The sequence below is a fragment of the Kitasatospora sp. NPDC056273 genome, assembly GCF_042268845.1.
Classification (GTDB): Bacteria; Actinomycetota; Actinomycetes; order Streptomycetales; family Streptomycetaceae; genus Kitasatospora.
In genome coordinates, this window is record NZ_JBHJSJ010000052.1 from 12,698 (window position 1) to 26,570 (window position 13,873).

General features: G+C 74.5%; 13 protein-coding genes. 1 reads left to right on the top strand and 12 read right to left on the bottom strand.

The window, feature by feature from the left end:
• Positions 1 to 121 precede the first annotated feature (121 nt).
• On the bottom strand, positions 122 to 1,030 hold the full coding sequence (locus ACFCY1_RS32745) for a DMT family transporter (RefSeq protein ID WP_375876935.1): 909 nt from the start codon (positions 1,028 to 1,030) through the stop codon (positions 122 to 124).
• Between ACFCY1_RS32745 and ACFCY1_RS32750 the strand changes: the two genes are divergently transcribed.
• On the top strand, positions 1,029 to 2,483 hold the full coding sequence (locus ACFCY1_RS32750) for a PLP-dependent aminotransferase family protein (protein WP_049656596.1): 1,455 nt from the start codon (positions 1,029 to 1,031) through the stop codon (positions 2,481 to 2,483). The genes ACFCY1_RS32745 and ACFCY1_RS32750 overlap by 2 nt on opposite strands.
• Before the next feature lie 12 nt (positions 2,484 to 2,495).
• On the opposite strand, the gene htpX is transcribed toward ACFCY1_RS32750, so the two are convergent.
• From htpX to ACFCY1_RS32805, 11 genes are all read right to left on the bottom strand, one after another.
• Positions 2,496 to 3,359 carry a zinc metalloprotease HtpX gene (gene htpX / locus ACFCY1_RS32755; protein ID WP_074003990.1) on the bottom strand — a complete coding sequence of 288 codons (864 nt, stop codon included), beginning with the start codon at positions 3,357 to 3,359 and terminating at the stop codon, positions 2,496 to 2,498.
• A 231-nt stretch (positions 3,360 to 3,590) separates the two neighbouring features.
• A complete protein-coding gene (locus ACFCY1_RS32760) occupies positions 3,591 to 5,135 on the bottom strand; it encodes an NADH-quinone oxidoreductase subunit N (RefSeq protein ID WP_375876937.1) in 1,545 nt (514 codons plus the stop codon).
• Between the two features lie 56 nt (positions 5,136 to 5,191).
• On the bottom strand, positions 5,192 to 6,748 hold the full coding sequence (locus tag ACFCY1_RS32765) for a NuoM family protein (RefSeq protein WP_375876938.1): 1,557 nt from the start codon (positions 6,746 to 6,748) through the stop codon (positions 5,192 to 5,194).
• 53 nt (positions 6,749 to 6,801) lie between these two features.
• Complete coding sequence (locus tag ACFCY1_RS32770) at positions 6,802 to 8,871, bottom strand: NADH-quinone oxidoreductase subunit L (RefSeq protein ID WP_375876939.1); 2,070 nt, start codon at positions 8,869 to 8,871, stop codon at positions 6,802 to 6,804.
• Positions 8,868 to 9,260, bottom strand: a complete 393-nt coding sequence (nuoK, locus tag ACFCY1_RS32775) for an NADH-quinone oxidoreductase subunit NuoK (RefSeq protein WP_049660586.1) — start codon at positions 9,258 to 9,260, stop codon at positions 8,868 to 8,870. The genes ACFCY1_RS32770 and nuoK overlap by 4 nt, the downstream gene beginning before the upstream one ends.
• Positions 9,260 to 9,979, bottom strand: coding sequence for an NADH-quinone oxidoreductase subunit J (locus ACFCY1_RS32780; protein ID WP_375876940.1), 720 nt, complete (start codon positions 9,977 to 9,979; stop codon positions 9,260 to 9,262). The genes nuoK and ACFCY1_RS32780 overlap by 1 nt, the downstream gene beginning before the upstream one ends.
• Entirely contained in the window at positions 9,976 to 10,533 is a 558-nt protein-coding gene (locus tag ACFCY1_RS32785; protein ID WP_049660446.1) for an NADH-quinone oxidoreductase subunit I, read from the bottom strand. Before ACFCY1_RS32785 ends, ACFCY1_RS32780 begins: the two co-directional genes overlap by 4 nt.
• Positions 10,530 to 11,489 carry an NADH-quinone oxidoreductase subunit NuoH gene (gene nuoH / locus ACFCY1_RS32790; protein WP_375876941.1) on the bottom strand — a complete coding sequence of 320 codons (960 nt, stop codon included), beginning with the start codon at positions 11,487 to 11,489 and terminating at the stop codon, positions 10,530 to 10,532. The genes ACFCY1_RS32785 and nuoH overlap by 4 nt, the downstream gene beginning before the upstream one ends.
• The gene (locus tag ACFCY1_RS32795) at positions 11,486 to 12,640 is read right to left on the bottom strand and encodes an NADH-quinone oxidoreductase subunit C (RefSeq protein ID WP_375876942.1); all 1,155 of its coding nucleotides are present in this window, start codon (positions 12,638 to 12,640) and stop codon (positions 11,486 to 11,488) included. The genes nuoH and ACFCY1_RS32795 overlap by 4 nt, the downstream gene beginning before the upstream one ends.
• A complete protein-coding gene (locus ACFCY1_RS32800) occupies positions 12,637 to 13,353 on the bottom strand; it encodes an NADH-quinone oxidoreductase subunit B (protein WP_375876943.1) in 717 nt (238 codons plus the stop codon). The genes ACFCY1_RS32795 and ACFCY1_RS32800 overlap by 4 nt, the downstream gene beginning before the upstream one ends.
• Entirely contained in the window at positions 13,344 to 13,760 is a 417-nt protein-coding gene (locus tag ACFCY1_RS32805) for an NADH-quinone oxidoreductase subunit A (protein WP_049657666.1), read from the bottom strand. Before ACFCY1_RS32805 ends, ACFCY1_RS32800 begins: the two co-directional genes overlap by 10 nt.
• Positions 13,761 to 13,873: the final 113 nt, after the last annotated feature.

The window sequence follows — 13,873 nt, forward strand, 5'->3', positions numbered from 1 at the left end:
TAACGAGCGCGGGGCCGCGCCGATCCGGTCGGAGCGAGGGTTCGGGGGCGTACGGCGCCGCTCCGGTCCGGGGCCGGTGCCGCCCGCCTGGTCAGCTCCGGGGCCGGTGCCGTCCGCCCGGTCAGCTCCGGGCCCGCTGGGTCACCGCGATGCAGACCAGCACCACCACCGCGGTGACCGGCGCCGCGGCCGGCAGGTGCTCGCCGAGCAGCAGCACCGACCAGACCAGGGTCAGCAGCGGCTGAGCGAGCTGGAGCTGGCTGGCCCTCGGCACCCCGATCGCGGCCATCCCCCGGTACCAGAGCACGAGCCCGCCGAGCTGCGAGACCGCCGCCGTGTACGCCAGCCCGGCCAGTGCCTTCGCCCCGAGCCGGACCGGCTCGGCGCCCAGCCCGAGCACGGCGGTCAGCAGCGTCGCGGGCAGCGCGACCAGCACCGCCCAGGCGATCACCTGCCCGCCCGGCAGGTCCCGGGAGAGCCGCCCGCCCTCGGCGTACCCGGCGGCGCAGAGCAGCACCGCCACGAAGAGGTAGAGGTCGGCGGCGGTCGGCCGGCCGTGGCTCTGGACCAGGGTGAAGGCGAGCACCGCCGCGGCCCCGGCGAGCGCCGCCGCCCAGAACGCCCCGGACGGCCGGCGGCCGGTGCGCAGCGCCGAGACCACCGCCGTGGCCAGCGGCAGCACGCCGATGACCACCGCCGAGTGGGCGGTCGAGGAGGTGCGCAGGGCGAGCGTGGTGAGCAGCGGGAAGCCGAGGACGCAGCCGGCCGAGACCACCAGCAGCCCGGGCCACTGCCCCCGCCGCGGCGGCCGGGCGCGGACGGCCAGCAGGTAGAGCGCGGCCAGCACAGCGGCCAGGACGCCGCGCAGACCGGTCGCGGTCCACGGGCCGAAGCCGGTCAGGGCCCACGCGGTGGCGGGGAAGGTGAGCGAGAAGGAGGCCACCCCGAGGGCCGCGAGGGCGGTGCCTGAAGCGGGGGCCGGTCGAGGTGCTATCGCCTTCGAGCGGATAGCGCTATCTTGTGCCGTCATGAACGAGCGTAGCAGCGTGACCGAACTCGCCGACATCCTGCGGCGGGAAGTGGAGCGCTACCCGGAGGGGCGGAAACTGCCCGCCAGCCGGGCGCTGGTGGAACGCCACCAGGTCAGCCCGGTGACGGTCTCCCGGGCCATCGCGGTGCTCGTCGCCGAGGGGCTCGTGGTCTCCCGGCCGGGCGCCGGGGTGTTCCGGGCGGCCGCCTTCGCCGCGGCCCCGGCCGTCCCCGCCCCGCCGGCCGGCCGGACCGGCGACCTCTCCTGGCAGGAGATCGCGCTCAGCGCCGACTCCGGCCCGCGCGACCTGCTCGCCGCCCCGGTGTTCGACACCCTCCGGGTGCCCGCGCCCGACGTCATCGACCTCAACAGCGGCTACCCGCACGCCTCGCTGCTGCCCGAACGGCTGCTCGCCGCCGTCCTCGCCCGGGCCGGCCGGCGGCCGGGCGCCTGGGACCGCCCGCCCACCGACGGGCTGACCGAACTGCGCGGCTGGTTCGCCCGCGACATCGGCGGCCACGGCGGGCCGATCGGCGCCGGGGACGTCCTGATCACCGCCGGCGGGCAGAGCGGGCTGACCGTCGCCATGCGGGCGCTCGCCGCGCCCGGCTCGCCGGTGCTGGTGGAGTCGCCGACGTACTCGGGCATCCTGGCGGTCGTCCGGGCGGCCGGGCTGCGGCCCGTCCCGGTGCCGGTCGACGCCGACGGCGTGCGCACCGACCTGCTGGCGGAGGCCTTCGCGGCCACCCGGGCACGGGTCTTCCTCTGCCAGCCGCTGTTCCAGAACCCCACCGGCGCGGTGCTGTCGCCCGTACGGCGGGAGGAGGTGCTGCGGATCTCCCGGGCGGCCGGGGCCTTCGTGGTCGAGGACGACTTCGCCCGGCTGCTGGTCCACGCGGACGCCCCCGCGCTGCCGCGCCCGCTCGCCGCCGACGACCGGGACGGGGTCGTGGTGCACCTGCGCTCGCTGACCAAGGCGGCCTCCCCCAACCTGCGGGTCGGCGCCCTCACCGCGCGCGGCCCGGCGCTGGCCCGGCTGCGGGCCACCCAGGTGGTGGACAGCTTCTTCGTGCCCCGGCCGCTCCAGGAGGCCACCCTGGAGCTGGTCTCCGACCCGGCCTGGGCCCGCCACCTGCGCACCCTCGGCGCCGAACTGCGCGACCGCCGCACCGCCGCCGTCGCCGCCCTGCACCGCGAGCTGCCCGGCGTCGTCGGCACCCACCGCCCCGGCGGGTACCACCTGTGGCTGCGCTTCCCCGACGGCGTCGACGACACCACCCTCGCCAGGGCCGCCCTGCGCGCCGGCGTCCAGCTCTCCCCCGGCCGCCCGTACCACCCCGCCGAGCCCCCGGCCCCCCACCTCCGGCTCAGCTACGCCGCCGCCGAGAGCTCCGCCCAGGTCGCCGAGGGCGTCCACCGGCTGCGGCTCGCGTACGAGGAGCTCGCGGACTGACGCCCTGGGGCCCTAGACCTGCCCGCCCGCCATCCGCTCCAGGCGGGCGATCCGCTCGGCCATCGGCGGGTGGGTGGAGAAGAGCCGCGCACCGGCCTCGCCGGGCCGGAACGGGCTGGCGATCATCATGTGGCTCGCGGTCTGGAGCTGCGGCTCGGGCGGCAGGGGCAGCTGACGGGTGCCCGCGTCGAGCTTGCGCAGGGCGCTGGCGAGGGCGAGCGGGTCCCCGGTGATCCGGGCGCCGTCGGCGTCCGCCTGGTACTCGCGGGAACGGCTGACCGCCATCTGGATCAGCCCGGCCGCGAGCGGGCCGAGGATCATGATGGCGAGCATCCCGAACAGCCCCGGGCCGTCGTCGTCGTCGCTGCGCCCGAACGGCACCAGCCAGGCGAAGTTCACCAGGAACATCACCACCGAGGCGAGCGCCCCGGCCACCGAGGAGATCAGGATGTCCCGGTTGTAGACGTGGCTCAGCTCGTGCCCGAGCACGCCCCGCAGCTCGCGTTCGTCCAGGATCCCCAGGATGCCCTCGGTGCAGCAGACCGCCGCGTTGCGCGGGTTGCGGCCGGTGGCGAAGGCGTTCGGGGCCGGGGTCGGGGAGATGTAGAGGCGGGGCATCGGCTGGCGGGCGGAGGTGGAGAGCTCGCGGACGATCCGGTACAGCCCGGGTGCCTCGAACTCGCTGACCGGCCGGGCCCGCATGGCCCGCAGCGCGAGCTTGTCGCTGTTCCAGTAGGCGTAGGCGTTGGTCCCGAGGGCGACCAGCAGGGCGATCACGAAGCCGGTGCGGCCGAAGAGGCCGCCGATCACCAGGATCAGCGCGGAGAGGCCTCCGAGCAGGACGGCGGTCCTCAGTCCGTTGTGCCGGCTGTGCACGTCAGGCCCTCCAATGGTGCGGTGGGGAAGCCCTTTCTGCCTCGTCCCTCTTGCCCGGTCAACGGGTGGGGCCGGGGACCTTGTTCCCTTGTGACCGACGTGACACCGCCGGGCCGCACCCCCGGTACCACCGCACCGTCACCGGGCCGTCACGGCGGAGCGGCCCGGCCTCACCCCCGGATCGGCCCGACCCGGGCCCGGAACCACGGCCCGGCCCGGCCCGGCCCGGGCTCAGAACAGCGAGCCGCCCGCCACCTGGAGGACCAGCTGCGGCGCCACCGAGAGCACCACGGCGGCGGAGGCGGTGAGTCCGAGCGTCGCGGTGAGGCTCACCGGCAGGCGGTGCCCGGCGGCGGCCCCGTCGAGGGGCGCGTCGCCCGCCGGGGCGAACAGCCGGGCCGTCCAGAGCAGGTAGTAGTACAGGGCGACGACCACGTTGACGGCCATCACCACGGCGAGCCAGCCCAGCCCGGCGTCGACCGCCGCGCGGAACACCACGACCTTGCCGAACAGGCCGACCACGCCCGGCGGCAGCCCGGCCAGGCAGAGCAGGAAGAAGGCGAGCGCCAGCGCCGTCCAGCGGTTGCGGGCGAACAGGCCGCGGAAGTCGTCCACGCTGGTCCCGGCCCGGCGGCCGACGGCGGCGACCACCCCGAAGGCGCCGAGGTTCACCACGCCGTAGATCAGCGCGTACGCGGCGGTGGCGCCGAGCGGGTCGACGCCGGTGGGCGCGTAGCCGGCCGCGGCGAGCGGCACCAGCAGGTACCCGGCCTGGCCGACCGAGGACCAGGCGAGCAGCCGCACCGCGCTGTACCGGGTGTCGAAGCGCTGCCGCAGCGCGCCGACGTTGCCGACGGTCATGGTGACGGCGGCCAGCACCGCGAGCACCAGGCCCCAGGTGTGGGCGTACGGGCGGAAGGCGACGGTGGTGGCGAGCGCGAGCCCGGACAGGCCGGCCGCCTTGCCGACCACCGAGAGGTAGCCGGCCACCGGCAGCGGGGCGCCGGTGTAGGTGTCGGGCACCCAGAAGTGGAACGGGACGGCGGCGACCTTGAAGGCGAAGCCGACCAGGGTGAGCACCGCGCCCGCCTCGGCCAGCGGCCTGAGCTGTCCGGGGGCGTGCTCCAGGCCCTGGGCGACGGCGCCGAGGTGCAGGCTGCCGCTCGCCGCGTAGACGAAGCCGACGCCGAGCAGCATCACGGCGGTCGCGGTCACCGAGGAGACGAAGAACTTGAACGCGGCCTCGGCGCCCCGGCCGTCCCGGCGCAGCGCGACCAGGGCGAAGGCGGGCAGCGAGGCGACCTCCAGGGCGATCACCATGGTGGCGAGGTCCCGGGAGGCGGGCAGCAGGGCGGCGCCGGTGGCGCTGGAGAGCAGCAGGAACCAGTACTCGCCGCGCGGCAGCTTCTCGTCCTCCACGGTGTGCATCGACAGCAGGGCCGCGATCAGCGCGCCGCCGAGGGCGAGCAGCTGGAACACCAGGGCGAAGTGGTCGGCGACGTACGAGCAGCCGCCGTTGTCGGACCCCCCTGCTACGTTCTGCACACAGAAGGTGGCGCGGGGTGACGATCCGGTGAGGGGAAGGAGCGCGATGAGGGCGAGGGCGAGTCCGGCCGCGGTGAGGCGGCCGAGCCACTTCTTGTGCCGCTCGGGCAGGAACAGGTCCGTGAGCAGCACGGCGAGGGCGGCCACGGCGGCGATCAGCGGCGGCGCGATCGCCACCCAGTCCACGGACTGGATCAGGCTGCCCGGGTTGGCTACGGCGAGGGAGGTCACAGTGTGCTGCCCCGTGGAGTGAGGTCCGAGTGCGGCGGTCTGGGCTGCGAGCACGGTCAGCCACCCCCGAGGAGGTGCTTGACGGCGGGGTCGGAGAGGCCGAGCAGCAGCGCGGGCCAGAGTCCGGCGAGCAGGGTGAGCGCGGCCAGCGGCGTCCAGCTGACGGCCTCGTACGGGCGCAGGTCGGCGAGATCGGCCACCGGGGCGGGCTGCTCGGGGTCGCCCATGCAGACGCGCTTGACCACGATCAGGAGGTACGCGGCGGTGAGGAGGGTGCCGAGGCCGGCCAGGACCATGTAGGTGACGAACGCGGGGCGCGACAGGCCGGCGGCCGGGTCGAACGCGCCGAACATGGCGAGCAGCTCGCCCCAGAAGCCGGCCAGGCCGGGCAGCCCGAGGCTGGCGACGGCGGCGAAGGCGAGCAGTACGCCGAGCCGCGGGGCCCGGCCGTACAGGGCGGCGCCGGTGGTGCCGGCCAGGGTGTCGAGGTCGGCCGTGCCGTAGCGGTCCTTGAGCGCGCCGACGACGAAGAACAGCAGGCCGGTGATCAGGCCGTGGGCGATGTTGACGAACAGCGCGCCGTTGACGCCCACCGGGGTGAGGGAGGCGATGCCGAGCAGCACGAAGCCCATGTGGCCGACGGAGGAGTACGCGATCAGGCGCTTGAGGTCGCCCTTGGCGCCGGGGCGGGCCAGCGCCAGGCAGGCCAGTGAGCCGTAGACGATGCCGACGGCCGCGAAGGCTCCCAGGTAGGGGGCCAGGGTGGCGGCGCCGTCCGGCACGACCGGGAGGAGGACGCGGACCAGGCCGTAGGTGCCCATCTTCAGCAGCACGCCGGCGAGCAGCACCGAGCCCACCGTCGGGGCGGCGGTGTGCGCGTCGGGGAGCCAGCTGTGCAGCGGCCAGGCGGGGGCCTTGACCGCGAGCCCGACCAGGATCGCCAGCGCGGCGATCACCTGGGTGGTGTGGCTCAGGCCGCTGCCGTGCGCGGCGGCCAGGGCCTGCATGTCGAAGGTGCCGGCCTTGCTGCCGATCAGCAGGAAGCCGAGCAGCATCACGGCCGAGCCGAGCAGCGTGTAGAGGATGAAGCGGTTGGCGGACGGCACCTTCGCGCCGCTCCCCCAGCGGGCGATCAGGAAGTACATCGGGATCAGCACGATCTCGAAGGCCAGGAAGAAGAGCAGGAGGTCCAGGACCGCGAAGGTGGCGAGCATGCCGACCTCGAGCAGGAGGAACAGCCCGACGAAGGCCTGCGCCGAGGGCACGGTCTCCCCGTCCGGCAGCCGCTTCTCCGAGTACAGCGCGCAGAGGAAGGTGAGCAGCGCGGTCAGCACGACCAGCGGCAGCGAGACGCCGTCCACGCCGAGGTGGAGGCGCACGTGCAGGGCCGGGATCCAGGACACGTCGGTGGTGGCCTGCATCCGGGCGGGTTCGTCGTGGTCGAAGCCGGCCGCGAGGACGACGGCGAGCAGGAGCACCGCGCCGGTGACGACGGTGTTCAGCCGCAGGGCCCGCCGGTCGGCCACGGCCCGGTCCGGCCCGAACACCGGCGCCAGGGTGAGTGCGGCGCCGAGCAGCGGCAGCAGCAGGAGGGCGATGAGGACTGCGTTCATCGGGGGCTCCCAGCAGCGGTCGAGGTGGCGGAGGTCGAGGACAGCAGCACCGGCTACACCGCCACCAGGACGGCCAGCAGGACGACGCCGGCCAGCAGGGCGCTGAGGTACGTCTGCGCGTTGCCGGTCTGCGCGAGCCGGACGACCCGGCCGAGCAGGTTGGCGCCCGCTCCGCTGCCGCGCACGTAGGTCTCGACGACCTCGCGGTCGAGGAAGCGGACCAGCTTCGCGGCGGCGCCCACCGGGCGGACGAACAGCGCGTGGTAGAGCCGGTCGACGCCGAAGCCGTGCCGGGCCGGGCCGAACAGCGGGCCCAGCAGGGTGCGCCCGGGGTCGGCGACGATCACCTCGGCGGCCGGGGCTCCGCCCTGCTCGGGCACCCTCCCCCAGCCTCCGGCCGGGGCCGGGCGGCCGGTGCCCAGCCGGGCGGTCGCCGAGCGCCAGGCGCCGTACGCGGCGATCACGCCGACCGCGGCGAGCCCGGTCCCGGTGACGGCGGTGACCGCGGAGGGCCGCAGCGAACCGCCGTCCAGGAGCGCGGGCAGCCAGTCCGAGCGCAGGCCGACGATGCCGAAGCCCATGGTCGGCACGGCCAGCACCCAGAGCGGCCAGCGCATCGCGGGCGGCTCGGCGGTGGCCGGGTCGGCCTCGTCGAGTTCGGGCGAGTACGGCGCCCCTGCCTCGTGGTCGGCCGGTGCCGGTACCAGGGCCTGGACCCGGGCCTTGGCGGCCGCGGCCGTCGGCACGGCGGCCCCGGCCGGGCTGTGGAACGCCAGCAGGAAGAGCCTGGTCGCGTACGCGGCGGTGAGCAGCGCGGTGAGCCCGGCGGAGATCAGCACGATCCACCCGGCCGCCTGCGGCACCGCCGAGGCCGGGCCGAGCCCGTTGGTCAGCGCCTCGCCGTTGGCGGCGTGCTCGGCGGCGGTCAGCACCGCCTCCTTGCTGAAGAAGCCGGAGAACGGCGGCAGCCCGACCAGGGCGACGAGCGCGATGCCCGTCGTCCAGTAGGCGTCCGGCACCCGCTTGCGCAGCCCGGGCATGCGGGACATCGCGGAGATCGAGTTGGTGTGCGCGGCGTGGATCACCACACCGGCGGCCAGGAACAGCAGCGCCTTGAACGCGCCGTGGCTGACCAGGTGGAAGACCGAGGCCTCGCGGTCCCCGCTGGCCAGCGCGCCGGCCATGTAGCCGAGCTGGCCGACGGTGGAGTAGGCGAGCACCCGTTTGAGGTCGTCCTGGGCGAGCGCGCAGAGCGCCGAGCCGATCATCGTCACGGCGGCCATCACCGCGAGCACGACCAGCGCCGCGCCCGACAGCAGGAACACCGGCAGCAGCCGGGCGACCAGGTAGATGCCGGCCGCGACCATGGTGGCGGCGTGGATCAGCGCGGACACCGGGGTCGGGCCGGCCATCGCGTCCGGGAGCCAGGTGTGCAGCGGGAACTGGGCGCTCTTGCCGGCCACGCCGGCGAGCAGCAGCAGCGCGGTCAGCGTCGGGTGCCCGAGCCGGCCCTCCGTCGCGGCCGCCAGCACGTCCGGGACGCGGAAGCTGCCGGCGTCCGCGCCGAGCAGGAAGATCCCGAACAGGAACGGCACGTCACCGAGCTTGGTGACCAGGAAGGCCTTCAGCGAGGCCGAGCGGGCGTCCGCGGTCTCCCAGTGGTGGCCGATCAGGAAGTACGAGCACAGGCCCATGACCTCCCAGCCGACCAGCAGCACGATCAGGTCGCCCGAGTAGACCACCAGGAACATCGCCGCGGTGAACAGCGAGACCAGCGCCGCGTACGAGGGGTAGCGCGGGTCCTCCTTGAGGTACGCGGTCGAGTAGACCTGGACGCAGGTGGCGACCAGGCCGACCAGCACGGAGATCAGCGAGCTGAAGCCGTCCAGGTGGAGGCCGAGCGTGATGTCCGGGCCGCCGGTCGGGGTGAGCCGGGTGCCGGCGTCCAGGGTCCGGCCGGTGCCGAGCTGGAGGGCGACCACCAGGGCGAGCACGGCCGCGACGGCGACCGGGACGATCGCCAGCGGCCGGGCCAGCCCGGGCGCCTTCCGGCCGACGGCCAGGGTCGCGGCGGCGCCGAGCGCGGGCAGCGCGGGGACGAGTACGGGCAGGGCGAGGTTCATGCGGCGGCCTGGCCCTTCAGTGCCTCGGCTCCGGTCGGCGTCCCGGCGCCGACCGGCGTCTCCTCGACGGCGAGCGCCTCGCCCGGGTCGCCGAGCGCGGTGGCCCGGTCGATGTCCGCGGTGCCCCGGGCCCGGAACAGCAGCAGGACGATGGCGAGCCCCAGCCCGACCTCGGCGGCGGCGACGGTGATGGTGAACAGGGTGAGCGCCTGCCCGGCGTGCAGCGAGTCCCGCAGCCACGCGTCGAAGGCGACCAGGTTGAGGTTGACGGCGTTGAGCATCAGCTCGACGGACATCAGCACCAGGACGGCGTTGCGCCGGGCGAGCACGCCGTACACGCCGACGCTGAACAGCAACGCGGCGAGGACGGCGGGGTAGGCGAGGTGCATCAGCTCTCCTCCGACGCGGACGGCGCGGACGGAGCAGCGGGAGCGGCCGTAGTCGTCGCGTTCACGTTCGCGGCCGCGTTCGCGGCGACCGTCCCGTTGGACCCGACCGGCCGCCCGGCGCGCAGCCTGCCCGCCCGGGGCGGCGGCACCCGCCGCCCCGAGCCGCGCGACAGCACGATCGCGCCGACCAGCGCCGCCAGCAGCAGCACGGACAGCGCCTCGAAGGGCAGCACCCAGTGCCGGAACAGGCTGGCCCCGGTGACGGCGGCCGAGCCGCCGCCCTGGCCGAGGTCGATCCAGGAGGTCCGGAAGGCGTCGACCACCAGCGTGACCAGCGTCCCGGCCGCGGCCAGCGCCACGACCAGGGCCACCCAGCGGTTCTTGGAGTCGGCGTCCGGCGAGCGCCCGATCGGCGCCTTGGTGAGCATCAGCCCGAACAGCACCAGGACGACCACCGAGCCGAGGTAGATCAGCACCTGCACCCAGGCGATGAACTCGGCCGTGAGCAGCAGGAACTCCACCGCCAGCCCGCCGAGCGCGACCACCAGCCAGAGCGCGGCGTGCACCAGCTGCCGGGTGGTCACCGAGACCACGGCCGAGCCGAGCACGGCGATCCCGACCAGCAGGAAGACGATCTCCTGCCCGGTCGGGGACAGGAACGAACGGGCGGCCGGCTCCAGGGAGCCGGTCGCCGCGAGAAGCGTGGTGGCACCGGTCACGCGTCGTCACCCTTCTCCTCGAGGGCCGCCGCGGCGGCGGCCGCCAGCTTGTCCGCGGCCTTGCGCGCGGTGGCCATCTCCTTGGGCTCCTCGGCCGCCGGGTCCAGCGCCGGCGGCGCGGGGACGGTCCACATCCACTCGCGGAGCTTCTCCCGCTCGTGGGTCAGCTCGTGGATGTCGGTCTCCGCGTACTCGAACTCCGGCGACCAGAACAGCGCGTCGAAGGGGCAGACCTCGATGCAGATCCCGCAGTACATGCAGAGCGAGAAGTCGATGGCGAACCGGTCCAGCACGTTGCGGGTACGGGCCCGGGCGTTCGGCTCGGCGGCCGGCAGCGTCTCCTTGTGGGAGTCGATGTAGATGCACCAGTCCGGGCACTCGCGCGCGCAGAGCATGCAGACCGTGCAGTTCTCCTCCAGCAGCGCGATGACGCCGCGCGAACGCGGCGGCAGCACCGGCTGCACGTCGGGGTACTGCGCGGTGACGCTCTTCCTCGTCATCGTCCGCAGCGTCACGGCCAGGCCCTTGGCGAGCCCGATACCGGGGAAACTCATGAGATCGCCACCTTGATGATGCCGGTGAGGGCCAGCTGGACCAGCGCGAGCGGGATCAGCACCGTCCACGCGAAACGCATCAGCTGGTCCTCGCGCAGACGCGGGTAGGTGACCCGCAGCCAGATGACCACGAAGGCCAGCGCGAAGGTCTTGAGGAGCATCCACAGCCAGCCGAGCTGGTCCGGCAGCGGTCCGTGCCAGCCGCCCAGGAAGAGCACCGCGGTCAGTGCGGACACCACCAGGATGCCCACGTACTCGGACAGCAGGAACAGGGCGAACCGCAGGCCGGTGTACTCGGTGTACGCGCCGAAGATGATCTCCGAGTCGGCGATCGGCATGTCGAACGGCGGGCGCTGGAGCTCGGCCAGACCGGCCGTGAAGAAGACGAACGCCCCGATCAGCTGCCAGGGCAGCCAGTACCACTCCCAGGCGTCCACGATCCCGGGCAGCGACAGCGTGCCGGCGGCCATCGCCACCGAGGCCGCCGCCAGCACCAGCGGCAGCTCGTACGACATCAGCTGCGCGGCCGTGCGCAGGCCGCCGAGCAGCGAGAACTTGTTCGCCGAGGCCCAGCCGGCCATCAGCTTGCCGATCACGCCGACGCCCATCACGGCGAGCACGAAGAACAGCCCGGCGTCGATCGCCTGGCCGACGAAGCCGTCCGGGCCGACCGGGATCGCCAGCAGCACGAAGAGGTACGGCAGCAGCGAGACGGCGGGCGCCAGCTGGAAGACCCGGCGGTCCGCCCCGGCCGGGACGATGTCCTCCTTCTGCGCGAACTTCACGCCGTCCGCGACGAGCTGCGCCCAGCCGTGGAAGCCGCCCGCGTACATCGGGCCGAGCCGGCCCTGCATGTGCGCCATGACCTTGTGCTCGGTCTGGCCGATGACCAGCGGGAGGACCAGGAAGACGACGAGGGTGGCGACGCAGCGCAGCACCGTGTCGAGCAGGTTCACGCGCCTTCTCCGTCCTGGTCGGCCGGTCCGGCCGAGGTCTCGTCCTTCTGCTCGACCGGCTTGCCCGGCTCGGCGGGCTCAACGGGTTCAGCGGGCTCGCCCGGCTTCTCGCCCGACGGCTTCTCCTCGTGGGCGGGCACCGGGTTGTGCCAGGGCGCGTCGGAGGACCGGGGCGCGTCGGAAGGCCGGGGCCGTACGGGAGCCGCGGGCTCGGCCGTCGGCTCGGCGGCCGGTTCGGCGGGAGCCTCGGCGGCCGTCTGACTGGCCGACCCCTCGGACACCGACCGGGTCCGTCGTGGCCGGTCCGCCCGCACCGGCGGGGTGCCCTCGGCCGGAGCGGCCGCGGGAGCCTCGGCGCCCGCCTGGCTCGCCGACCCCTCCGACACCGACCGGGTCCGCCGCGGCCGGTCCGCCCGCACCGGGGCACCGCCCTCGGCGCCCGCGGCAGCCGCACCCGCACCGGCCGCACCAGCGGCACCAGCACCGGCACCCGCGCCCGCACCAGCGCCCGCAGCCGCCCGGGGCGTCCGCGCCGCCGCCCCCGCCGCCCGCGCACCGCGCGCGGGCCGCTCGGCGACCGGCGGCAGGGTGCCCTTGAGCGGCCCCCACTCGTTCGGGTCCGGCACACCGGCCGGCTGCATCTTGCGACGGGCCGGCCCGCCGCCGTGGTCGGACTCGCCGGGCTCCTTGGCGCCCGGCCAGTCCTTGGCGACCCGGGCCGCGAGCACGAACTCCTTGCGCAGCGGGTTCCCCTCGAAGCCGTCCGGCAGCAGCAGGGTGGCCAGGTGGGGGTGCCCGGGGAAGTCGATGCCGAACATCTCGTGGGTCTCGCGCTCGTGCCAGGCGGCACCGGCGTACACCGGGACGGCGGTCGGCAGCGCGGCCCGGTCGCGCGGCACCCGGGTGCGCAGCGCGAGGTGCCGGACGCCGGGCGCCTCGACGGCGGCCAGGTGGGCGACCACGGAGAAGCCCTCGGCGAGCTCGTCGACGGCGCTCAGCCAGTCGAAGAAGCCCAGGCCCAGGACGTCCCGGGCGTTGGTGAGCGCCTCGGTCCAGTGCTCGGCGGGGACGTCGACGGTGACCAGCCCGTACGCCTCGGCGCCGGTCGCCCACTCCCCGACCGACGCCGCGTACTGCTCGGCGGATGTCACGAGACCCCTCCCTCGGTCGAAGCGCCGGCCGCGGAACCGGCCGCGGAGCCTGCCGCGGAGCCGCTCGCGGTACCGGCCGCGGAAGCCCCCGAAGGCCCGGCCACCAGCGGTCGGCGCAGCGCCGCCGCGGGCGCGGGCACGGTGTAGCGGTCCGGCAGTGACTCGGCGGCGATCTTCTCCTGGAGCTTGAGGATGCCCTGGAGCAGCGCCTCCGGCCGCGGCGGGCAGCCGGGCACGTAGACGTCCACCGGGATGATCTGGTCCACGCCCTTGGTGACCGAGTAGGAGTCCCAGTAGGGGCCGCCGGAGTTGGAGCAGGCGCCGAAGGAGATGACGTACTTCGGCTCGGGCATCTGCTCGTAGAGCCGCTTGACGGCGGGCGCCATCTTGTCGGTGACCGTCCCGGAGACGATCATCAGATCAGCCTGACGGGGTCCGGGCGCGAACGGGATGACACCCATCCGGATGAAGTCGTGTTTGGCCATGGAGGCGGCGATGAACTCGATCGCGCAGCAGGCCAGCCCGAAGTTGAAGCACCAGAGGCTGTAGCGGCGCCCCCAGTTGAGCACCACCTTGACCGGGTCCGGTGCGAGCCGGGCCAGCGGGCCGAGGCCGCGGCGCTCGACGGCACCGGGGCGCGCGGGGTCCGGCAGGCCGAGCGGGACGGGACCGCCCTGTGCGCCGCCGTGCGAGTGGGAGTGCGTCACGTCCATTCCAGAACGCCCTTCTTCCAGGCGTAGAGCAGCCCGACCGCGAGGAAGCCGATGAACAGGAACATCTCGATCAGCGTCCCGGCGCCGTACCCGGCGGTGGCGAAGACGGTCGCCCAGGGGAACAGGTAGATCGCGTCCACCGCGAAGATCACGTACAGGAAGGCGTACACGTAGTAGCGGATCTGGGTGTGCGCCCAGTCCTCGCCCACCGGGTCCACCCCGCACTCGTAGGCGAGGAGTTTCTCGGGCGAGTACACCACGGGCCGCAGCAGCCGGTTGGCGGTGAACGCCACGGCGACGAAGAGCACCCCGACGACGGCCATCAGGCCCATCGCGGCGTACGCGTCGAAGTAGCCGCTGCCGACCGCCGGGTCGGCCGCGACGGCAGCCGCGTGCTTCCCCTCCATGCCTTCGCCTCCACCTCGGCCGTGAACCCGCCCTCAAGACAGTTCTACGACGTTTGCTCTCACCGGCCCAACCATGGCCAAAGCGTGAGTCTAAGGGGACCGCTCCGCTCCGC

What these genes read in the sequence shown, in the direction of transcription:
- ACFCY1_RS32750 (WP_049656596.1), top strand. Translation starts at nt 1,029, where the DNA reads ATGAACGAGCGTAGCAGCGTGACCGAACTCGCCGACATCCTGCGGCGG.
- ACFCY1_RS32745 (WP_375876935.1), bottom strand. Translation starts at nt 1,030, where the DNA reads ATGACGGCACAAGATAGCGCTATCCGCTCGAAGGCGATAGCACCTCGA.
- ACFCY1_RS32765 (WP_375876938.1), bottom strand. Translation starts at nt 6,748, where the DNA reads ATGAACGCAGTCCTCATCGCCCTCCTGCTGCTGCCGCTGCTCGGCGCC.
- ACFCY1_RS32770 (WP_375876939.1), bottom strand. Translation starts at nt 8,871, where the DNA reads ATGAACCTCGCCCTGCCCGTACTCGTCCCCGCGCTGCCCGCGCTCGGC.
- nuoK (WP_049660586.1), bottom strand. Translation starts at nt 9,260, where the DNA reads ATGCACCTCGCCTACCCCGCCGTCCTCGCCGCGTTGCTGTTCAGCGTC.
- ACFCY1_RS32785 (WP_049660446.1), bottom strand. Translation starts at nt 10,533, where the DNA reads ATGAGTTTCCCCGGTATCGGGCTCGCCAAGGGCCTGGCCGTGACGCTG.
- ACFCY1_RS32800 (WP_375876943.1), bottom strand. Translation starts at nt 13,353, where the DNA reads ATGGACGTGACGCACTCCCACTCGCACGGCGGCGCACAGGGCGGTCCC.
- ACFCY1_RS32805 (WP_049657666.1), bottom strand. Translation starts at nt 13,760, where the DNA reads ATGGAGGGGAAGCACGCGGCTGCCGTCGCGGCCGACCCGGCGGTCGGC.